The sequence below is a fragment of the Streptomyces sp. NPDC047515 genome, assembly GCF_040643055.1.
Taxonomy (GTDB): Bacteria; Actinomycetota; Actinomycetes; order Streptomycetales; family Streptomycetaceae; genus Streptomyces.
In genome coordinates this window covers 24,914-45,760 of sequence record NZ_JBEYTM010000002.1, presented here as the reverse complement: position 1 = coordinate 45,760, position 20,847 = coordinate 24,914, and the positions used below count along the sequence as shown (strand labels likewise).

Genomic DNA, 20,847 nt, shown 5'->3' with positions numbered 1-20,847 from the left:
GCAGGTGCCTCGCATTCAGAGGAGATCATGCAGCATTCGGGCGGCATTCGCGTGTTCCCGGGATGTGCTCGGAGTGTGTACCGAAGAAGCCTTCCCACAGTTCTCGGGGGGCCAATCCGGTGGTGTGTCAACTACTCGGGCGTATCCGCGACGATCTGAATGCGCCGAGGACCGCCCCGCGTGCGCGGGCTCACCGGAGCTCTTCCGGACGCCACCAGGCAGCTTTCTCCTTGGTGTGAAGTGCCACAAGACCGGACGAGGGAAGGGAATCGGCCATTACCTGTGTGACCGATGTGCCTTGACCGGTCGTGAGGGGCTCCGGGGGCGAATGAGGCGGGGTGGACGCGGGGGCGGGCAGGGCGGAGATCGCCCCGGAGCGGAGGCCGTGCGGGCGCCCCGTCCGGCGGCACACCCCGTGAGCCGTTCGCGCGCCGTGGCTGCGGAGTGCGGCCACCGTTAACGTCGGGGGTGACGGAGAGACGCACCCCGTGGTGCGTCCCGTCGGATTCGTACGTCCCCTGTAAAGGTGGAATGCGTGAAGGCCATTCGTCGATTCACCGTGCGCCCCGTCCTCCCCGACCCCCTTCAACCGCTCAGCGACCTCGCCCGCAATCTGCGCTGGTCCTGGCACACCGAGACCCGTGAGCTCTTCCAGGCCGTCGACCCCCAGGTGCGGCGGACGGCGGAGAGCGACCCCGTCCGGCTGCTCGGTGCCGTGCCCGCCGGACGACTCGCCGAGCTGGCCCGCGACCAGCAGTTCCTGCACCGGCTGGCCGAGGTCTCCGCCGACCTCCGGGACTACCTGGACGGGCCCAGGTGGTACCAGGAACAGCTGGCCCAGGGGGCCGGGCTGCCGGCCGCCATCGCCTATTTCTCACCCGAGTTCGGTGTGACCGCCGCGCTGCCCCAGTACTCCGGCGGCCTCGGCATCCTCGCCGGCGACCATCTGAAGGCCGCCAGCGACCTGGGCGTACCCCTGATCGGTGTCGGTCTGCTCTACCGGCACGGCTACTTCCGCCAGAGCCTGTCCCGCGACGGCTGGCAGCAGGAGCACTATCCCGTACTCGATCCGAACGAACTCCCGCTCACCCTGATGCGCGAGGCCGACGGCACCCCCAGCCGGGTGGTGCTCACGCTCCCCGGCGGCCGTTCGCTGCACGCCCACATCTGGCAGGCCCAGGTGGGGCGCGTACCGCTGCTGATGCTCGACTCCGGCGTGGAGGAGAACGCACCGGGCGAACGCGAGGTGACCGACCGGCTGTACGGCGGCGGCAGCGAGCACCGGCTGCTCCAGGAGATGCTCCTCGGCATCGGCGGCGTACGGGCCGTGCGGACGTACTGCCGCCTCACGGGGCATCCCGCGCCGGAGGTGTTCCACACCAACGAGGGGCACGCCGGCTTCCTCGGACTCGAACGCATCCGTGAACTCTCCGACACCGGGCTGGACTTCGACTCCGCGGTGGAGTCGGTGCGGGCCGGCACGGTCTTCACCACCCACACACCCGTGCCCGCCGGGATCGACCGGTTCGACCGCGAGCTGGTCGCCCGGCACTTCGGGGCGGACGGCGAGCTTCCGGGAGTGGGCGTCGAACGCATCCTGCAACTGGGCATGGAGACCTACCCCGGCGGCGAGCCCGAGCTCTTCAACATGGCGGTGATGGGGCTGCGGCTCGCCCAGCGGGCCAACGGGGTCTCGACCCTCCACGGCTCGGTCAGCCGGGAGATGTTCGCCGGGCTGTGGCCGGGCTTCGACGCGGCGGAGGTGCCGATCACCTCGGTGACCAACGGCGTCCACGCACCCACCTGGGTCGCACCCGAGGTCCTCCGGCTGCGCAACCGGTACGGCGGCACCCCGGGACGCTGGGACTCCGCCGCCGAGATCCCGGACCGGGAGATCTGGGACCTGCGGCGGCACCTGCGCGGACAGCTGGTCGCCGAGGTGCGCCGGCGGCTCCACGCCTCCTGGCGCACCCGGGGTGCGGAACCGGCCGAACTCGGCTGGATCGACGGTGTGCTGGACCCGGACGTGCTGACGATCGGCTTCGCCCGGCGGGTGCCCTCGTACAAGCGGCTGACGCTGATGCTGCGCGACCGCGACCGGCTGCGGGAACTGCTGCTCCACCCGGACCGCCCGGTCCAGATCGTCGTCGCCGGCAAGGCCCACCCCGCCGACGACAGCGGAAAGCGGCTGGTCCGGGAGCTGGTGCGGTTCTCCGACGATCCCCGGGTGCGCCATCGCATCGTGTTCCTGCCGGACTACGGGATGGCCATGGCGCAGAAGCTCTATCCGGGCTGCGACGTATGGCTCAACAACCCGCTGCGGCCTCTGGAGGCCTGTGGTACGAGCGGTATGAAGGCCGCGCTCAACGGGTGCCTCAACCTCTCGGTCCTGGACGGCTGGTGGGACGAGTGGTTCGAGCCGGACTTCGGATGGGCGATCCCCACGGCCGACGGTCTGGCCCTGGACGAGGACCGCCGTGACGATCTGGAGGCGGGCGCCCTCTACGAGCTGATCGAGGACCGGGTCGCACCGCGCTTCTACGACCGGGGCGGCGACGGGCTCCCCGAGCGCTGGATCGAGATGGTCCGCCGTACGGTGGGCACCCTCGGGCCCAAGGTCCTGGCGGGGCGGATGGTGTCCGAGTACGTGGAGCGGCTGTACGCGCCGGCCGCGCGCGCCCAGCGGGCACTGGACTCCGGCACCGCGCGGCAGCTCGCCGACTGGAAGGCCAGGATCCGGGCCGCGTGGCCGCGGGTCGCCGTCGACCATGTGGAGGCGGTGGCACCGGACGCCGCGGGCGGCTCGGCCGAGCTGGGCTCGGCGCTGGTGGTGCGGGTCAGGATCGCCCTCGGGGTCCTGGAGCCGGACGACGTGGAGGTGCAGGCGGTGGCCGGTCGGGTGGACGCGGCCGACGGGATCTCGGACACCCAGGTCTTCCCGCTGAAACCCGTCGGAGGCCAGGACCTGGAGGGACGCTGGCCGTACGAGGGGCCACTGGCCCTGGACCGCACCGGGCCGTACGGCTACACGGTGCGGGTGCTCCCCGCGCATCCGCTGCTGGCGACCGGCGCGGAACTCGGTCTGGTGGCACTGCCCGCGGAGACGATGGGGGACGGCGCGGGCCTGCTGATGCGCTAAGAGCCTGTCGGGCGGCCTTCGATCGGACAGCGGACGCGGGTCTGGTGCGTGCGAGGCCTTGGGGGAGTGCGTGCCAGGGCGTGGCCGCCCGATCAGAGGCCGCCCGACAGGCTCTGAGGCACCCCTTCCGGGCCCGGCACCCCCGTGGTGCCGGGTTCCTTCGTTGCTCGAACGCGGCGCCTTGACGCGCAGCAGCGCCCGGCCGGGTCCAACAACCTGTTCGTCGCCCGGGAGACCCTGACCCACGCGAACAACCCCGGATGACCGGCGCCCGCCGCGCACAGGGAACCGCCCGGGAGGAGCGAGAGCTCCTCCCGGGCGGCTGTTGCCGGGTCGGACCCGGCTTGGGGTTCAGAAGGTCAGCTTGAAGCTGTTGATCTTGCCGGTGTCGCCGGAGTAGACGTCCTGGACCTTCAGCTTCCAGGTGCCGTTCGCCGCCACCGCCGAGGCGTTGACCGTGTAGGTGGTCTGGACGTTGGCCGCCGAGTCGGAGATGGAGGAGTTCTTCAGCCGGTAGGTCGTCCCGTTCGGGGCGACGAGGTCGATGACCAGGTCACCGCGCCAGCTGTGGGTGATGTCCACGCCGACCTTGAGGGCGCTGGGCGCGTTGCCCGTGACGCCGGTGACGTTGACCGAGCTGGTGACGGCCGCGCCGTGGTCCGGGATCGCGACCGGGGTGGAGCTCTCGAAGACCGTGCCGGTGCCGGGGTCGGTGCCGCCGTCGGAGCGCGCCCCGACGTTGATGCCGGCCCAGGCGTCGGCGACCGCCTTGTACTCGGTGCTGGTCGTGCCGTACAGCTCACCGGCCGCGGCGAGGGTACCGGTGCGGGCCGACGCGTAGTTCGTGGTGGAGGTGAACTTGGTGGTGAGCGCCTTGAACCAGATCGCCGCGGCCTTGTCGCGGCCGATGCCGGTCACCGGCAGACCGTCGGAGGTGGGGGAGTTGTACGAGACCCCGTTGATGACCTTGGCGCCGCTGCCCTCGGAGAGCAGGTAGAAGAAGTGGTTCGCCGGACCCGAGGAGTAGTGGACGTCGACGTTGCCGATGCCCGAGTACCAGGCGTCCTTGGACGCGCCGTCCTTGCTCGGCTTGTCCATGTAGCGCAGCGGGGTGCCGTCACCGTTGATGTCGATCTTCTCGCCGATGAGGTAGTCGCCCGGGTCCGAGGGGTTGTTGGCGTAGAACTCGACCGCGGTGGCCATGATGTCGCTGGTCGCCTCGTTGAGGCCGCCGGACTCACCGCTGTAGACCAGCTTGGCGGTCGCGGCGGTGACACCGTGCGTCATCTCGTGCGCGGCCACGTCGAGGGCGGTCAACGGGTGCGCGTTGCCGCTGCCGTCGCCGTACGTCATGCAGAAGCAGCTGTCGTCCCAGAACGCGTTGACGTAGTTGTTGCCGTAGTGGACGCGGGAGTACGCACCGACGCCGTCGCCCCGGATACCGGTGCGGCCGTGGACGTTCTTGTAGTAGTCCCACGTCTCCGCCGCGCCGTAGTGTGCGTCGGCGGCGGCCGTCTCGGCGTTCTGCGCGGTGCCGTCGCCCCAGACGTCGGTGGTCTTGGAGAAGAGCGTCCCGGTGCCCGAGCTGCCGTGGTTCAGGTTGTACGTCTTGTGGTTGCCGCGGCCCGTGTCGGTCAGCGTGTACGACGGCGCGGTGCCGAGGGTGACCTGGCCGCTGTACTCGGTGTTGCCGACCCCGTTCTCGATGGCCTGCCACTCGTACAGCTTCGCGCCGGTGGTCGCGTCCGTGATGACGTGCAGCTCGTTGGGGGTGCCGTCCTCCTGGAGACCGCCGACGACGGTCTCGTAGGCGAGCTGCGGCTTGCCCTGGGCCATCCAGATCACCTTGCGGGGCGCCCGGTCGGCCTCGGTCTTCTTGGAGCCGTCGGCCCTGGCGAGCCCGAGCGCCTGCTTCTCGGCCGCGGCGGGGGCGACGTCGGCCTTCGTGTCCACGGCCTTCAGCGTGTTGCTGCTGACGCTGGACGCCTTGGTGACGCTCTCGGTCGCCCCGGCCTTGGACGCCTCGACGACCAGGTCGCCACCGAGAACCGGGAGGCCGGCGAGGGTGCGCTCGTAACGCGTGTGCGTGGTGCCGTCGTTGTCCTGGACGACGTCCCGGACGACGAGCTTCTCCTGCGAGCCGAGACCGAGCTCCTTGGCCGTGGCCGCCTTGGTCGCGTCGGCGTCACGGATCAGCTCGGCACGCTGGGACGGGGTGAGCTGCTTGGCCAGTGCACCGTGCTTGGCGCCGGCGGTCGCCGCCGCCGCGGTGGTGGTGCCGGGGGTGGCGGTGGCCGCACCGGTCTGGACGCCGACGGCGAGGAGGGCTGCTGCGGCTATCAGAGCGCCGGTCGCGGTGGCACGACGGCTGGGCGTGGATCTCACGCGGACTCCTTCTGCGAGGGGGGTACCGGCGGCAGGGCGTGCCGTCCGGGGAGTGCGAGAAGTGCGCAGAACGGGGTGAAGAGTGTCAGCCGGAGGACGGTCCTGTCAGGACCGCGTCAACAAGTTGGCCGGAAGTCGTCCGTTGTCGTAAAGGTCATGTTCGTTAAGCGGACGTTTCACCGAACATCATCGCGATGCCGTCCAGCGTCCTCCGCAGGCCGAATTCGAAGAGTTCGTCGACGTCGAGCTCGAACTCGCCCTGTTCGAAGAGCGAGTTGAGGAAGGGGTAGTCGCCACTGGCCGAGATGGCGTCGAACTGTGGCTCATTTCTTACCATCCACTCCTCTGTGGAGAGCCCGGTGTCCTGACGCGCCTGCGATTCCAGCTCGCCGGCCATCGCCAGTCCCTGGACATGGGCGAACAGCGTGAGGTGGATGTGCAGCTTGGTGTGCGACGGCAGCCCGGTTCCGGCGAGGGCGCGCAGCACCCACTCCGTGTACCGCATCGCGTGCGGTGTCGCCGTCGGCCGGGTGAAGGAGGCCACGGCCTGTGCCATCCACGGATGGCGCCCGTACACCGAACGCAGCCACCGGGCGGCGAGTTCCAGCCCCGGCCGCCAGTCGCGGGGCACGGCACCCAGCGGGCGCTCCCCGAAGACCTCGTCCGACATCAGCCGGACCAGCTCGGCCTTGCCCGGCACATGGCGGTACAGCGCCATGGTGGAGGTGGCCAGCGTGGTCGCGACCCGGCGCATGGACACCGCGGGCAGCCCTTCGGCGTCGGCCAGTTCGATGGCGGTGCACATGATGCGCTCGCGGCTCAGGGCCGGACCGCTCCCCGTACCGGCGGCCCCCGGGGCGCGCCGCTCGACGACGACCGTGCCGACCCCCGGCACCGCCCGTACGAGACCTTCGTGGCGCAGCGCCGACAGCGCCTTGGTGGCGGTCGCCATGGCGACATCCCACTCCCGGACGATCGCACGGGTGGACGGCACCCGGTCGCCCGGGGCGAGCTCGCCGGAGATGATCCGGCGGCGGATCTCCCCGGCGATGCCGAGGTAGGGCGGTTCGTTCTGCACGAGTGCACCGTACTAGTGCACCGGAAACGCCGTACACTCCGTCAACTCGAAGGATATGAGGGGCGGTACGAGGCGCCGGGAGGTGCACTACGGCGGTGTTTGCGGTGTACGCGGCGCCGCTGCTGTGCTCCCGGCATGACCTCAGGACCGCACATCCCGGCACCACCCGTATCCCCCTCCGGCTCCGGCGCACCCGAGCCCGCGGCCCCACGCGCCGGACGCCGTGAATGGACGGCGCTCGGCGTGCTGATGCTGCCGCTGCTCTTCGTCTCGATGGACGTCTCCATCCTCTTCTACGCGCTGCCCGCCATCGGAGCCGACCTTCGACCGAGTTCGACCCAGCAGCTGTGGATCCTCGACATGTACGGCTTCGTCCTCGCCGGACTGCTCATCACCATGGGGGCGCTCGGCGACCGCATCGGCCGTCTACGCGGGCGGGCTGGTCTCCGCGATGACGCTGTCCAACGAACTCGCCCTCGGCGCCGCACCGCCCGAGCGCGCGGGCTCCGCCGCCGCGGTCCTCGAATCGGGCCAGGAGCTCGGCGGCGCCCTGGGGATGGCGATGCTCGGCTCGGTCGGCGCCGCCGTCTACGGCCGGGACATGAGCGCTACGGCCCCCGGCGCACCCGACGCCGCGCGGGAGACCCTGTCAGGCGCGGTCGCGGTCGCCCGGCAGCTCCCGAACCAGCTGCGGGACGCGGTACTCCCCACGGCGTTCCGCGCCTTCACCCACAGCCTGAACGCGGCCGTGGCCGGGGCCGCCGCCGCGATGGCCGGGGCCGCCGTCCTCGCCGTCGTCCTGCTCCGGGGCACGGGTCCCGTACCGGCCGACGGACCGGGCGGCCGACGACCGTGCCACGGAGAAGGCAGCGTCGTGACGGAGCCCGCACCCCCGTGCGCGGTGCGGTGCGTCAGCCGGTGGTGAGTACCATCCGGAAGCGGGCGGCGCCGGACATCATCTTCCGGTACGCCTCGTCGACCGCGTCCAGCGGAACGGTCTCGGTCATCGGGCGGATTCCGCGCAGGGCGCTGAACGCCAGGGTGTCCTGGACGTCCTGCGCGGTGCCGGACGGGTGGCCCCGGACGACCTTGCCGCTCATGAGCAGCTGGGCCGGGCTGATTCCCAGCGGTTCGGGGTCCACGCCGATGACCACCAGCTCACCACGCGGGGAGAGTCCCTCCACGGTCGCCGAGATCGCCTCGGAGTTGGCCGCGGTGGCCAGGACCGCCTTGGCGCCGCCGAGGGCTTGCAGCGCGTCCGCCACGGAGGTGTCCGCCGTGCTGTCGACGTAGTGGTGCGCGCCGAGCTCCTTGGCGAAGTCGGCCTTGGCGGCTCCGCGGGCGATGGCCACGGTCTCGAAGCCCATCGCGGCCGCGTACTGCACACCCAGATGCCCGAGGCCGCCGATGCCCAGCACGGCGACCAGGTCACCCGGCCGGGCGGAGCTGCGCCGCAGCCCGTTGTACGTGGTCACCCCCGCGCAGGCCATGGGTGCCGCATCGGCCGCCGCCAGTGCGTCGGGGATCCGGGCCAGGGCGTCCACCGGTGCGACCACCGTCTCGGCGTAGCCGCCGTCGTACGCCCACCCGGGCACCTTCAGATACCGGCACACGATGAAGTCGCCCTGTCGGCAGGGCGTGCAGTGGCCACAGCTGCCGCCGAACCAGCCGACCGCCACCCGGTCGCCCACCCGCCAGGCGTTCTCCGCGCCCGCGCCGAGTTCCTCGATCCGTCCGGCGATCTCATGTCCGGGCACCACCGGAAACCGCACGCCCGGGAGCCCGCCGCCCACGAAGAGGGCGTCGCTGTGGCAGATCCCGCAGGCCTCGACGGCCACCCGTACGTGGCCCGGTCCGGGCTGCGGCACCTCGCGTTCCACGATCTCGAACGGACCATCGGCGGTGGCGACCTGCGCGGTTCGGTAGACGCTCATCTGGCTCTCTCCGGGATACGGGTGGACGGCTCCCCCGGATCAGGAGACCAGCTCCGGCCCGATCACGCGCGCCGGGCGACGCGGACGGGGGGCGGGCCCCGCCGCGACCGTGCCACGTCGGTTCAGGAGGTGGGCGGCCGTTCGCCGTGCCAGGAGTGCCAGAGCGCGGCGTACGCGCCGTCGGCCGCCACGAGCTCGTCATGGGTGCCCAGTTCGGTGATCCGGCCGTCCTCCATCACGGCCACCCGGTCGGCGTCGTGCGCCGTCTGCAGCCGGTGCGCGACGGCGACGACGGTCCGGCCTTCGAGCACGGCGGCCAGCGCCCGCTCCGTGTGCCGGGCCGTCCTCGGGTCCAGGAGCGCGGTGGCCTCGTCGAGTATCAGCGTGTGCGGGTCGGCCAGCACCACACGCGCCAGGGCGAGCTGCTGCGCCCACGCGCCGTCCGGCCGATGCGCCCCGTGGCCCAGATCGGTGTCCAGGCCGTCCGGCAGCTCGTCGGCCCAGTCGGCGCCGACGGCGGCGAGTGCCGCGCGCAGTTCGGCGTCGGTGGCAGGCTCTGAGGCGATCTTCAGGTTGTCCCGGACCGTGCCGAGGAAGACGTGGTGCTCCTGGGTGACCAGCACGACGTGCCTGCGCAGCCGCTCGGGGTCCAGCCCGGCGACCGGAACCCGTCCCACCGTCACCGATCCGGTGCGCGGTGCGTCCATTCCGGCCAGCAGCCTGCCCAGGGTGGTCTTGCCCACGCCGGAGGGACCGACGACCGCGAGCCGCTCGCCGGGACGGACCGACAGGTCGACACCGTGCAGGACGTCGCCCCCGCCGTCGTACGCGTAACGCACATCCGTCACCTCGATCCGGTCATCGGCCGGGGCGGGGGAGGCGGCCGGTGGTACCTGTGCCGCCAGGGCGAGGCCCTCGACCCTGGCGAAGGAGGCGCTGCTGCTCTGGAGCTGTTCCAGCCGCTGGAGGATGGTGTCCAGGGGCTGGGAGAGCTGCCGCAGATACAGGGCCGAGGCGACCACCGCGCCGAGGCTCACCGCGCCGTGGTCGTGCAGTACGCCACCGATCAGCAGGACACCGGCCACCGGAATGACGTACGAGACGTCCACGGCCGGGAAGAGCACACTGCGCAGGAACAGCGTCCTGGTCCGGGTCTTCCGGCACTCCTCGACGGCCTCCTCGCAGGCCGTGATATGGCGCTGCTGAAGCCCGAGGGCCTCGACGGTGCGGGCCCCGGTGGCGGTGGCCGCGAGCTGCTCCGCGAGCGCGGAGTTGGCGGCTCCCTCGGCCAGGTACGCGGTGAGCGCCCGGCGCAGATACCAGCGGGCGGCGAACCAGATCCCGAGCAGGCCGAGCACCCCGCACGCACCGAGCAGCGGGTCGAGCGCGAAGACCGCGCCGAGGATGAACAGTGCCTGGACCGCGGCGATGAGCACCTCGGGCCCGGCGTCCCGGAGGGTGGCGCCGACCGCGGCGACATCGGTGGTGCCGCGGGTCAGCAGATCGCCCGTGCCGGCCCGCTCGACCACCGGGGCGGGCAGCGCGAGCGCCCGGTCGGCGAACTCCTCGCGGATGCGCGCCAGGGTCCGCTCGCCGAAGCGGTGTCCTACGTAACCGGCGCAGCGGACCAGGAGGAGCTGCGCCACGGCGAAGACGAGGATGGTGAGCGCCAGGCGGTCCACCGCGGCCACCCCGACGCCGGCCCCGACCTCGTCGACGATGCGGCCGAGCAGCCACGGGCCGACGAGTCCGGCACCGGCGGCCAGTGCGTTGAGGCCGATCATGGCGGCGAAGACGCGGCCGTCCAGCCGGATCAGCCGGAGCGCCGCCCGGCGTATCCGGGACGGTTCGGCGATGGGCAGGGCCTGGGGCGTGGGCCCGGATCCGGCGGTCATCGCACGGCCTCCCTGGACGGCGGGACGGTTCCTTCGTCTCCTTCGCCGGCGGCTTCGTCGTCCGTACCGCGGGACACCAGGAGGCGGTAGTCGGGCTCCCGGCCCAGGAGTTCACGGTGGTTGCCGACGGCCGCGACGCGACCGTCGACCAGGTAGTACACGGTGTCCGCCCGGTCCAGCACGAGCGGTGAGGTGCTGGTGACGACCGTGGTGCGGCCGGAGCGTGCGGCGCGCAGCCGGGTCGCCATGGCCGCCTCGGTGTGCGCGTCGACCGCCGAGGTGGGCTCCACCGCCAGGAGCACCTCGGGATCGGCCAGCAGCGCCCGGACCAGCCGGACGCGCTGGCGCTGGCTCCGGAGAGGTTGCGGCCCTGCGCGTCGAGGGGAGAGTCGAGTCCGTCGGCAGACCGCGGACGATGTCCTGCGCCACGGCCGCGTACAGGGCGCGGCCGATGGACTCCTCGTCCCGGTCCAGGGCGCCGCCGATCACCTCGCGCAGCGGACCGGCGAACAGATCGGCCTCGTTGTCCGCGACCAGGATCCGCCGGCGCACCTGCGTCAGATCGATCTCGTCGAGGCGTATCGCGCCCCAGGTCGCGGCCGACTCGGTGAACCGGCCGAGCCGCTCGACCACCGCCGCGGACTCCGACGGCCGGGCGCCGGCCAGCGCGGTCAGCCTCCCGGGCGCCACCTCCACTCCGGACGCCGGATCACGCAGCGTGGACGGAGACCCCGGCCCGTCCGCTGCCGCCTCGCCGTCCGCGGAATCGGACTCCAGGTCCAGGAAACGAATGACCCGGCGGGCGGCGACCAGACCGCGGCTGAGGTCGTAGCCGCCCTCGATGAAGAACGAGACCGGCACCACCAGCACCGCGGCGTACCCATAAACCGCGACCAACTCGCCGACACTGATGGTGCCTTGAGCGGCCATCCGGGCCGCCAGCCAGGTCACGGCCCCGAGGAACAGCGTGGGCAGGCCGACGCCGAGGGCCTGGATCCAGCTGGTCACCGCACCGACGCGGTACCCCTCCGCCCGCAACTCCTGCGAGCCGCGCCGGTAGCGCTCGGCGTACACCTCCTTGCCGCCGATGCCGTTGAGGACGCGCAGGCCCCCGACCATGTCCTCGAAACGGCCGGCGAGCCCGCCCTGCCGCTCCCGGTACGCCGTCTCGACGCCCTGCAACCGCCCCAGCAGCGGGCCGACCAGCACCGCGAGCAGCGGCACCCCGAGCAGCACCACCGCGGCGAGCAGCGGCTCCACGCCCAGCAGGGCCGCGACCCAGCCGACCAGCGCGGGCCACCGCCCCGGTTGCAGCCCGTCGTCGATGGCGCGGGACAACAGGTACGGCGGAAGCGTCAGGCACACCATCCAGGCGCTGCCGAGCAGCGAACCGGCGGCGATCCGCCGACGCTGACAGACGATCAGCCACCACAGGTACCGCATGGCGCTGCGACGGTCGGGGGGTCGTACGGGGTGCAGCGAGCGATTCCTGATCTTGATCCCTCCCCGGGGTGGCAGCGGAACGTGGTCGCGGATGCCTGCTCCACGGATCGTACGGACAGGGTGTAGATGCAGTCCGTGTCGGGGACGACGACGAGCAGCGGGGCGCCGCTCTTGATGTGTGCGTGGGCGGCGCGTTGGCTCTCGCGGTCCTCGTACCAGGCGCGGAGTTCCGCGAGGTGGCCGAGGTGCGGGTCGAGGCCGAGCCGGTCCACGATCCACAGCGCCTGACCGCCGAGCCACCGCAGCGCGAGGACGGGTGAGATGGTCCGGAAGGTGCCCAGGACGTACCGCGCCGTCTCGTCGGTGCCGCACCCGATCCCTTCGGCGAGCGCCTCGCACTGGTAACTCGTCAGCTCGGGCTGCCCGTTCACGCCGGGCCGGCCACCCACATCACCGGTCACAGGATCCGCCCCGCGCTCCGGGCATTGCACCGTGAGGTCTCGGCCCGCAACCGCTCTATCGGGCTCGGCGGCCGCACGTTCCCGGGCTCCGCCTCCCATTCCGTCCCGCCGCAGACCGGTCGCAACGACCAGTACGGGCCGGCCATCCCCCGGAACTCTCCCACCTGGTCACGGCGGCTGGTGTCCACCAACAGCGTGCCGAGGGCGGGTACTTGTGGGGGCCTCTGCTCGTTCGGGGGGCCGTCTTTCGCAGACATGAGCCACTCCTCTCCGTAACGGTTCCGCTACCAAGGGGGATCAGCGTGGCTTAGAGTCAGGAACCCTTCAAGTAATCAGAACCGAAGGAAGGGTTGGGTGGCGGCGTGGTCAACCGCAAGCAGTTAGACCCCGAGAGCAGCCCCGAAGCTGCCTACGGAGCCCGCATGCGCAGGTTGCGGGAAGATCGCAGCTGGAGCCAGGAGGACCTGGCTGGAAGGCTGGCATATTCGAGTCAGCATATTTCGGCTGTTGAAACTGGTCGGAAGCCGCCAACCCTTCCCTTCTCGTGCAAGATCGACCTCGCCTTCGGCACTGCCGGTTCCGCCGATTCGTTCGAGCGCGAGTGGCGCGACATGCGGCTTGGCGTACTGCTGGAGGGCTTTCCGGAGTACGTCGGGTACGAGAGCCGGGCTGTGGAGATCAGGTTGTTTCAGATCGGGATCATCCCCGGGCTGTTGCAAACCGAGCAGTACGCAAGGGCGTTGGCGGACGGTGATGTGTGGCGCGGCTCCATCACGCCTGAGCAGGCGGATGAGCGTGTCTCGTTTCTGGCGCAGCGGCAGGAGGCACTGGTGAGGGCCCGGCCGCCCATGATGCTGGTGGTGATGGACGAGAGCTGTATCCGCCGTCCGATCGGTGGCCCCAAGGTCATGGACTCCCAGGTTCAGAAGCTGGTCGAGTTCGCGGCGCTCCCCAACACCGTTCTCCAGGTGGCGCCTTTCGGCATAGGAGAGCGTCGACCCTTCAACTTGCCGGTCAACTTGCTCACGCTTCCGGACCGGTCCATGGTCGCGTACGCCGAGTCCCACGCACAGGGGCACGTGGATCGCGAGAGCACGTCCGTTCTGCCCCTGCTGACGGCCTACCATCAGCTACAGGCCGAAGCGCTGTCCCAAGCGGCATCCGTGGTGATGATCGAGCAGGCATGAAAGGGAAGTCCCGTGACTAACGAGCCCCGCTGGCACAAGTCCTCGTACAGCTCCAACGGAGGCGATTGCATCGAGGTCGCGGCAAACCTGGCTGCCCTCCACGGCGTGGTCCCCGTCCGCGACTCCAAGAACCCGAGCGGCCCGGTGCTGAATGCCTCCGCCGCCTCGTTCGCCTCGTTCGTGGCGGGCGTCAAGGCTGGAGAGTTCGGCGCCGTCTGACGCCCGGCCGACGCCGGTGTTGCGTCAACGCCCCACCATGCGGCGCATGGTGGGGCGTTCGCGCGGGCAACCCACGCCGCCCGCAAGGCGATTCAGGCAGACGATCGGCCGGAGGCGGGGTCGTCACACCAGGCTCTCCCGCCACGCCCGGTGCAGCCCCGCGAAGCGGCCCGTACCGCCGATGAGTTCGGCCGGGGCGCCGTCCTCCACGATGCGCCCGTGCTCCATCACCAGGACCCGGTCCGCGATCTCCACCGTCGACAGGCGGTGGGCGATCACCACCGCGGTGCGGCCGTGCAGCACCGTGTCCATGGCCCGCTGCACCGCCCGTTCGCCGGGGATGTCCAGGGAACTCGTCGCCTCGTCGAGGATCAGCACCGCCGGGTTCGCCAGCAGGGCCCGTGCGAACGCGACCAGCTGGCGCTGACCGGCCGAGATCCGGCCGCCCCGCTTGCGTACGTCCGTGTCGTATCCCTCGGGCAGACCGGCGATGAAGTCGTGCGCGCCGATCGCCTTGGCGGCCTGCTCGATCTCCTCGCGGGTCGCGTCCGGGCTGCCGAGGCCGATGTTCTCGGCGACCGTCCCGGAGAACAGGAACGCCTCCTGGGTCACCATGACCACACCCCGGCGCAGCTCGGGCACGGCCAGCTCCCGCAGATCGGTCCCGTCCAGCAGCACCCGGCCGTCGGTCGGGTCGTAGAAGCGGGCCAGCAGCTTGGCGAGCGTCGACTTGCCCGCGCCTGTCGAACCGACCACGGCCACGGTCTGCCCGGCCGGGACCGTCAGATCGAAGCGGGGCAGCACCTCGCCGCCCGTGCGGTAGGCGAAACGCACCGAGTCGAAGACGACCTCGCGGCCCGGGTGCTCACCTGTGAGCGCGGGCAGCTCCCTCGGCTCTGACGGCTCGGGGACGGAGGGGGTCTGGGCCAGCAGACCCGCGATCTTCTCCAGCGAGGCTGCCGCCGACTGGTAGGAGTTGAGGAACATGCCGAGCCGGTCGATCGGGTCGTACAGCCGGCGCAGATAGAGCACGGCCGCGGCCAGCACACCGAGCGCCAGGGTGCCCGACGCGACGCGGTACGCGCCCCACAGCACGATCCCGGCGACCGCCGTGTTCGCGACCAGCCGGGAGCCGACGACATAGCGCGCCATCTCCAGCAGCGCGCCGCCGTTCGTCCACGCGTGTGTGCTGTTGAGGTCCTCGAAGTGACGGTCGTTGATCCGCTCGCGGCGGAAGGCCTGGACGGGACGGATGCCGTTCATCGACTCGGCGAACTTCACGATGACCGCAGCGATCGCCGTCGACCGCGCCGCGTAAAGCGTCCCGGCCCGCCGCTGGTAGAGGTGCACCAGCCCCCACAGGGGTACGAACGAGAGCACCGCGACCGCGCCGAGACCGAAGTCCAGCCAGAGCAGCATCAGCGAGATGGAGACGAAGGACAGGACGATGACGATCAGTTCCTGCAGCCCTTCGCTGAGCAGTTCCCGCAGCGACTCCACATCCGTGGTGGAACGGGAGATCAGCCGGCCCGAGGTGTAGCGCTCGTGGAAGTCCACGCTCAACGCCTGTGCATGGCGGAAGATCCGCCCGCGCAGATCGAGCAGCACGTCCTGATTGATCCGGGCGGAGGCCCGGATGAACGCGTACTGCATGCCCCCCGCGGCCGCCGAGCACAGCGCGTACCCCACGGCCACCGCGATCAGCGGCCCGTAGTCCTTGTCCCGGAAGGCGGGCACACCGCTGTCGATGGCGTACGCGACGAGCAGCGGGCCCGCCTGTACCGCCGCCTGCTGGATCAGCAGCAACAGCGCGGACACCATCACCCGGCCCCGGTGCGGCCGGAGCAACGACATCAGCAGGGCGCGGGTCGCACCACGGGGCGTGGGCAGATCGTCCCGGTCGAACCGGTCCCCGGCGCCGTCGGAGGGGGACGGGCTCTCGGGCGTCTCGCGCGCATCGCGCCGCTCGGCGGGCCCGGTCGTCGTACTGGTCATCGGGTGCGGCCCTTCTCGGCGGGGACGTCCGGCACGAGGCGGTCCTCGGCGGACGGGTAGGGGAAGGCGTCCTCGGCGAGGGCACCCTCCTGTGCGCTGGGGGCGCCCGCCATCAGCCAGGCGTACTCCGCACTGTCGCGCAGCAGTTCCTGATGGGTGCCGACGGCGATGATCCGGCCCTCCGACAGCAGCGCCACCCGGTCCGCCAGCATCACGGTGGACGGACGGTGCGCGACGACGATCGCCGTCGTTTCCTCAAGCACCTGCCGCAGGGCGGCCTCCACCAGCGCCTCCGTGTGCACGTCCAGGGCGGAGAGCGGATCGTCGAGCACCAGGAAGCGTGGCCGGCCGACCACGGCGCGCGCCAGTGCGAGCCGCTGCCGCTGTCCGCCGGAGAGACTGAGCCCCTGCTCGCCGACCTGGGTACCGATGCCCTCGGGCAGCTCGTACACGAAGTCGGCCTGCGCGACCGCGAGCGCCCGCCGCAGCTCTTCCTCCCCGGCGCCTTCGGCGCCCATCAGCACATTCTCCCCGACGCTCGCCGAGAAGAGCGTCGGCTCCTCGAACGCCACGGACACCAGCTCGCGCAGTTCCTCCCGGGGCATGGCGGTGATGTCTCTGCCGTCTAGAGTGATCCGCCCCGCGGTCGCCTCGTGCAGCCGCGGCACGAGGGCGGTGAGCGTCGTCTTCCCGGAACCCGTGGCTCCGACCAGGGCCATGGTCTCGCCGGGGCGGATGCGCAGATCGATCCCGGACAGGACGGGCTCGGAACCGGCCTGCGCGTCGGGGTAGCGGAACTCCACGCCCTCGAAGACCATCTCGCCGTGGACCGGCGTGTCTTCCGGAGCCGGGCCGTCGGCGGTGGCCGTGTCGTCCTCCTCGGCCACGTCCATCACCTCGAAGAACCGCTCGGTCGCCGTCGCCGACTCCTGGCTCATCGCCAGCAGGAACCCGATGGACTCGATCGGCCACCGCAGCGCGAGCGCCGTGGACAGGAAGGCGACCAGGGTGCCCGCCGACAGCCCGCCGTCCGCGACCTGGACCGTGCCGAGGACCAGCGCCGCCCCGATGGCCAGCTCCGGGATCGTGGTGATGGCGGCCCAGATGCCCGCGAGGAGACGCGCCTTGCCCAGCTCCGTGCTCCGCAGCCGCTGCGCGAGGGCGCGGAACGCGAGGGCCTGGCTGCGGTGCCGGCCGAAGCCCTTGATGATGCGGATGCCGAGCACGCTCTCCTCGACGACCGTCGTCAGATCACCGACCTGGTCCTGCGCCTGGCGCGCCACGACCGAGTACTTCGTCTCGAAGACCGCGCAGATGACCACCAACGGCACCACCGGGGCGAGCAGCACCAGCCCCAGCGTCCACTGCTGCATCAGCAGAATGATGAAACCGACCAGGATCGTCGTGCCGTTGACCAGCAGGAACGTCAGCGGAAAGGCCAGGAACATGCGCAGCAGCATCAGGTCCGTGGTCCCGCGTGACAGCAACTGCCCCGACGGCCAGCGATCGTGGAACGCCACCGGCAGCCGCTGCAGATGCCGGTACAGGTCGGCCCGCATCGCCGCCTCGACCCCCGCCAGCGGCCGGGCCACCAGCCACCGCCGTATCCCGAAGAGCAGGGCCTCGGCGATGCCCAGCAGCAGCAGGTACAGCGCGCCCAGCCAGACACCCCCCGGATCACGGTCCGCCACCGGGCCGTCGACGATCCACTTCAGTACGAGAGGGATCACCAGGCCGATACAGGAGGCGACTATCGCGACCAGCGCGGCGCCGAACATGCGGTTCCGCACGGGCTTCACATAGGGCCACAGTCGCAACAGTGAGCGTACGGTGGACCGTTCCTTGGGCTCTGCATCTTTTTCGGGCATCACAGGCGAGACTACGGTTCACCACTGACATTGCTCATGTGGTTTTCGGTTGTCCGGCGGTGCCGGAGCCCCGGAACGGATCCCGAGGGACCCGCAGGTCGTACCCCGTATCAACCGATCGGCCGATGTCCGTTCGAGCGCGATGGACGATGGTGCGCCGGTCCCCGCGACAGGATGCTCGTGGGCATGGCAATCATCGAAGTGAGCGGGGTGCGCAAGGCCTACGCCGGGCGCCCCGTGGTGGACGGCGTGAGCTTCGCCGTCGACGAGGGGGAGATCTTCGGGATCCTCGGACCCAACGGTGCGGGCAAGACCACCACCGTCGAGTGCGTCGAGGGGCTGCGGGTTCCCGACGCCGGTACGGTCCGCGTCGCCGGTCTCGACCCGGTCGCCGACCACGACCGGGTGACCCGGCTGCTCGGCGCCCAGCTCCAGGAGAGCGAGCTGCAGCCCAAGATCACCGTGGCCGAGGCGCTGGAGCTGTACAGCGCCTTCTACCCGGACCCCGCCGACTGGCGCGCGCTGGCCGAACGGCTCGGACTGCACACCAAGTACGGCACCAGGTTCGCCGAACTGTCCGGCGGTCAGAAGCAGCGGCTGTCCATCGCGCTCGCCCTGGTCGGCAACCCGAAGGTCGTGGTCCTCGACGAGCTGACCACGGGTCTGGATCCGCGGGCCCGCCGGGACACCTGGAAGCTGATCGAGGACGTACGCGACAGCGGCGTGACAGTCCTTCTGGTCACCCATTTCATGGAAGAGGCCACTCGGCTCTGCGACCGCGTCGCCGTGATCGACAAGGGCAAGGTCGTCGCCCTCGACACCCCGTCCGGGCTGATCAACCGGGCCGGCAGCGCCACGGCCATCTCGTTCACGCCCTCACAGCCGCTCGACGACACCGAACTCGCCCTGCTCCCCGGGGCGGCCTCCGTCGAGCAGAAGGACGGCCGGGTCGTCATTCAGGGCACCGACGAGACGGTCAACGCCGTGATCTCGCTGCTGGCCCGCCACCGCATCACCGCACACCGACTCCGTGTCTCCGAGGCGACGCTGGACGACGCCTTCCTCGACCTCACAGAACAGGCGGCCTGAGATGGCCACGGCGAACCCGGCCACGGCGACGGACGCACCGACGGACGCACCGACGGACGCACCGACGGACGCACCGACGCACACGCCGACCCCCTGGGCGGCGGTGCTCAGGTCCGAGACACGGCTCTTCCTGCGCGAGCCCGCCAGCCTGTTCTGGATCCTCGTCTTCCCTACCGCGCTGATGACGATCCTCGGCCTGATCCCCTCCTTCCGGCACCCCGACGACGCGCTCGGTGGCCGCCGCGTCATCGATCTCTACGTGCCGGTGTCGGTGCTCCTCGGCATGATCATGGCGGGGCTGCAGGCCATGCCGCCCGTCCTGACGGGCTACCGCGAGCGCGGGATCCTGCGCCGGATGTCGACCACTCCGGTGCCGCCGTCCGCCCTGCTCACCGCGCAGATCGCCCTGCACGGCGCAGCGGCCCTCGGCTCCGCCGCGCTGGTGATGGCCGTCGGCCGGATCGCCTTCGGCGTCACACTGCCCGGACAACCCTTCGGCTACGTCCTGGCGCTGCTCCTGTCGACGGCGAGCGTCCTCGTCCTCGGCGCACTGCTCTGCGCGCTCTCCCGCACCACCAAGGCCTCCGCCGCGATCAGCTCGGTCGTCAACCTCGTGATGATGTTCAGCGCCGGGGTCTGGATCCCGGTGCAGTCCATGCCCGACGCCCTCCGGCGCATCGTCGAGGTCACCCCGTTCGGCGCGGCCTCCCAGGCGCTGGACCGGGCGGCGTCCGGCGGCTGGCCCGGCTGGGTGCAGCTCGGCGTGATGGCGCTGTGGGCGGCCGTGGCGACCGGGCTTGCGACCCGTCTGTTCCGGTGGGAGTGAGCGTTCCTGGGGGGAGAATCCCCTCATGGACGCGGGGGACACGGCACAGACGGGCAGCACCGGAGCGACGACGGCCGCGCAGTGGTGGGAACGGTTCTTCCGGTACGGGCCGTACGGCCTGCTCGGCCTGGCTACCGCGGCCTCTGCCGTGTCCGCCGGCCTCATCATGTCCCGTTCGGACGTGTACGCCGTTGCGGCGCTGATTCCGGTGGCACTGGTCCTCCAGCTCTGGTGGGGACGGTACGGGACGGCGGTCACCCCGCCGTCGCGGACGGCGCAGTTCTACTTCGTCGCCCGTACGTCACTCGCCCTCGGACTGACCTGGTGCAACCCGTTCTTCTCCATCTTCGCGGTGCTCGGCTACTTCGACGCCGGCAGGCTGCTTCCACAACGGGCCATGCGCGCGGGGCTGCTGGCCACCGCCGTCATCATGGCGGGCTCGCAGTCCGGCAGTGGCCTCCCGCCGGCCGGCCTCATGAACTGGATCGCCTTCGGCCTCCTCTTCGCTCTGCACGCAACCCTCACCATGGTGTTCGCCCAGATCGGCGACCAGGAGGCCGACCACGCGCGCACCCAGGTCGACACCATCGCCCAACTGGAGTCCGCCAACGCCCGCCTCGAACAGGCCATGGCGGAGAACGCCGGCCTGCACGCCCAACTCCTCGTCCAGGCCCGCGAGGCGGGCGTCGCCGACGAGCGGCGCAGGCTCGCCGCCGAGATCCACGACACGCTCGCGCAGGGCCTGACCGGCATCATCGCCCAGCTCCAGGTGGTGACTTCGGTCGCCGACACCGACCCGGTACGGGCCCGGCAGCACCTCGACCGAGCCGCCGCGCTCGCCCGGCACAGCCTGGGCGAGGCCCGCCGCTCGGTGCGCGATCTCGTTCCCGCCGCCCTGGAGCACGACGATCTGCCGGGCGCGCTGAAGAAGACGGTCGCCGACTGGGGGGAACGCCAGGGGATCCGGGCCGAGTTCACCGTCACGGGGACCGTCGAGCCGGTCCACGACGAGATAGCCGCCACCCTGCTCCGCATCGCCGAGGAGGCCCTCGCCAACAGCGGCCGCCATGCCGAGGCCTCGCGGGTCGGTATCACCCTCTCCTTCATGGGCGACGAACTCACCCTGGACGTACGGGACGACGGCCGTGGCTTCGACCCGGCCGCCCTGCCGCCGTACAGCGGCGCGGGCGGTTTCGGGCTCGGCGGCATGCGGGCCCGCGCCGAACGCGTCGCGGGCACCGTCGAGGTGGAGACGGAGCCGGGCTGCGGAACGGCCGTCTGCGCCCGGGTCCCACTGGTTCAGCACAGCCGATGACCAGTACGGTTGG

General features: G+C 71.2%; 15 protein-coding genes and 2 pseudogenes. 8 read left to right on the top strand and 9 right to left on the bottom strand.

What is annotated here, in order from left to right; genetic code table 11:
- The first annotated feature begins 535 nt into the window (after nt 1-535).
- Complete coding sequence (gene glgP, locus ABZ826_RS01625; protein WP_361440541.1) at nt 536-3,139, top strand: alpha-glucan family phosphorylase; 2,604 nt, start codon at nt 536-538, stop codon at nt 3,137-3,139.
- Between the two features lie 351 nt (nt 3,140-3,490).
- On the opposite strand, the gene ABZ826_RS01620 is transcribed toward glgP, so the two are convergent.
- A complete protein-coding gene (locus ABZ826_RS01620) occupies nt 3,491-5,524 on the bottom strand; it encodes a M4 family metallopeptidase (protein WP_361440538.1) in 2,034 nt (677 codons plus the stop codon).
- Between the two features lie 163 nt (nt 5,525-5,687).
- Nucleotides 5,688-6,602 (bottom strand): TetR/AcrR family transcriptional regulator C-terminal domain-containing protein, encoded by a 915-nt coding sequence (locus tag ABZ826_RS01615; RefSeq protein WP_361440535.1) that lies wholly within the window; start codon nt 6,600-6,602, stop codon nt 5,688-5,690.
- 135 nt (nt 6,603-6,737) lie between these two features.
- On the opposite strand from ABZ826_RS01615, the pseudogene ABZ826_RS01610 reads away from it, so the two are divergent.
- A pseudogene (locus ABZ826_RS01610) lies at nt 6,738-7,028 on the top strand (hypothetical protein); the annotation flags it as partial.
- 25 nt (nt 7,029-7,053) lie between these two features.
- Complete coding sequence (locus ABZ826_RS01605; RefSeq protein WP_361440532.1) at nt 7,054-7,527, top strand: hypothetical protein; 474 nt, start codon at nt 7,054-7,056, stop codon at nt 7,525-7,527.
- Here ABZ826_RS01605 and ABZ826_RS01600 read toward each other — a convergent pair.
- The 5 genes and pseudogenes from ABZ826_RS01600 to ABZ826_RS01580 form a co-directional block, all read right to left on the bottom strand.
- Nucleotides 7,514-8,536, bottom strand: coding sequence for an alcohol dehydrogenase catalytic domain-containing protein (locus ABZ826_RS01600; RefSeq protein ID WP_361440529.1), 1,023 nt, complete (start codon nt 8,534-8,536; stop codon nt 7,514-7,516). The two genes, ABZ826_RS01605 and ABZ826_RS01600, sit on opposite strands and share 14 nt — an antisense overlap.
- A 122-nt stretch (nt 8,537-8,658) precedes the next feature.
- Nucleotides 8,659-10,431 (bottom strand): ABC transporter ATP-binding protein, encoded by a 1,773-nt coding sequence (locus ABZ826_RS01595; protein ID WP_361440526.1) that lies wholly within the window; start codon nt 10,429-10,431, stop codon nt 8,659-8,661.
- Nucleotides 10,428-11,874: pseudogene (locus ABZ826_RS01590) on the bottom strand (ABC transporter ATP-binding protein). Before ABZ826_RS01590 ends, ABZ826_RS01595 begins: the two are co-directional and overlap by 4 nt.
- Complete coding sequence (locus tag ABZ826_RS01585) at nt 11,853-12,305, bottom strand: hypothetical protein (RefSeq protein ID WP_361440523.1); 453 nt, start codon at nt 12,303-12,305, stop codon at nt 11,853-11,855. The pseudogene ABZ826_RS01590 and the gene ABZ826_RS01585 overlap by 22 nt, the downstream one beginning before the upstream one ends.
- A 26-nt stretch (nt 12,306-12,331) precedes the next feature.
- On the bottom strand, nt 12,332-12,592 hold the full coding sequence (locus ABZ826_RS01580; RefSeq protein WP_361440520.1) for a hypothetical protein: 261 nt from the start codon (nt 12,590-12,592) through the stop codon (nt 12,332-12,334).
- Between the two features lie 105 nt (nt 12,593-12,697).
- On the opposite strand from ABZ826_RS01580, the gene ABZ826_RS01575 reads away from it, so the two are divergent.
- Together ABZ826_RS01575 and ABZ826_RS01570 are read left to right on the top strand one after the other, a co-directional pair.
- Nucleotides 12,698-13,522, top strand: a complete 825-nt coding sequence (locus ABZ826_RS01575) for a helix-turn-helix transcriptional regulator (RefSeq protein ID WP_361440517.1) — start codon at nt 12,698-12,700, stop codon at nt 13,520-13,522.
- Nucleotides 13,523-13,534: 12 nt separating this feature from the next.
- Nucleotides 13,535-13,741, top strand: a complete 207-nt coding sequence (locus ABZ826_RS01570) for a DUF397 domain-containing protein (RefSeq protein ID WP_361440514.1) — start codon at nt 13,535-13,537, stop codon at nt 13,739-13,741.
- Nucleotides 13,742-13,864: 123 nt separating this feature from the next.
- Here the strand turns inward: ABZ826_RS01570 and ABZ826_RS01565 are convergent, their stop codons facing one another.
- Nucleotides 13,865-15,736 (bottom strand): ABC transporter ATP-binding protein, encoded by a 1,872-nt coding sequence (locus ABZ826_RS01565; protein ID WP_361440511.1) that lies wholly within the window; start codon nt 15,734-15,736, stop codon nt 13,865-13,867.
- On the bottom strand, nt 15,733-17,604 hold the full coding sequence (locus ABZ826_RS01560) for an ABC transporter ATP-binding protein (protein WP_361440508.1): 1,872 nt from the start codon (nt 17,602-17,604) through the stop codon (nt 15,733-15,735). The genes ABZ826_RS01565 and ABZ826_RS01560 overlap by 4 nt, the downstream gene beginning before the upstream one ends.
- 186 nt (nt 17,605-17,790) lie before the next feature.
- Here ABZ826_RS01560 and ABZ826_RS01555 point away from each other — a divergent pair, with 186 nt between their 5' ends.
- Genes ABZ826_RS01555 through ABZ826_RS01545 form a run of 3 tightly spaced genes read left to right on the top strand, consistent with a single transcriptional unit; the run spans nt 17,791 to nt 20,834 of the window.
- Nucleotides 17,791-18,693 (top strand): ABC transporter ATP-binding protein, encoded by a 903-nt coding sequence (locus ABZ826_RS01555; protein ID WP_361440505.1) that lies wholly within the window; start codon nt 17,791-17,793, stop codon nt 18,691-18,693.
- A 1-nt stretch (nt 18,694) separates the two neighbouring features.
- Nucleotides 18,695-19,519, top strand: a complete 825-nt coding sequence (locus tag ABZ826_RS01550; RefSeq protein WP_361440502.1) for an ABC transporter permease — start codon at nt 18,695-18,697, stop codon at nt 19,517-19,519.
- Nucleotides 19,520-19,544: 25 nt separating this feature from the next.
- The gene (locus ABZ826_RS01545) at nt 19,545-20,834 is read left to right on the top strand and encodes a sensor histidine kinase (RefSeq protein ID WP_361440499.1); all 1,290 of its coding nucleotides are present in this window, start codon (nt 19,545-19,547) and stop codon (nt 20,832-20,834) included.
- Nucleotides 20,835-20,847 lie beyond the last annotated feature (13 nt).

Bases quoted from the DNA above. Each gene is read 5' to 3' on its own strand.
- ABZ826_RS01605 (WP_361440532.1), top strand. From the start codon at position 7,054: ATGACGCTGTCCAACGAACTCGCCCTCGGCGCCGCACCGCCCGAGCGC.
- ABZ826_RS01600 (WP_361440529.1), bottom strand. From the start codon at position 8,536: ATGAGCGTCTACCGAACCGCGCAGGTCGCCACCGCCGATGGTCCGTTC.
- ABZ826_RS01595 (WP_361440526.1), bottom strand. From the start codon at position 10,431: ATGACCGCCGGATCCGGGCCCACGCCCCAGGCCCTGCCCATCGCCGAA.
- ABZ826_RS01580 (WP_361440520.1), bottom strand. From the start codon at position 12,592: ATGTCTGCGAAAGACGGCCCCCCGAACGAGCAGAGGCCCCCACAAGTA.
- ABZ826_RS01565 (WP_361440511.1), bottom strand. From the start codon at position 15,736: ATGACCAGTACGACGACCGGGCCCGCCGAGCGGCGCGATGCGCGCGAG.
- ABZ826_RS01560 (WP_361440508.1), bottom strand. From the start codon at position 17,604: ATGCCCGAAAAAGATGCAGAGCCCAAGGAACGGTCCACCGTACGCTCA.
- ABZ826_RS01555 (WP_361440505.1), top strand. From the start codon at position 17,791: ATGGCAATCATCGAAGTGAGCGGGGTGCGCAAGGCCTACGCCGGGCGC.
- ABZ826_RS01550 (WP_361440502.1), top strand. From the start codon at position 18,695: ATGGCCACGGCGAACCCGGCCACGGCGACGGACGCACCGACGGACGCA.
- ABZ826_RS01545 (WP_361440499.1), top strand. From the start codon at position 19,545: ATGGACGCGGGGGACACGGCACAGACGGGCAGCACCGGAGCGACGACG.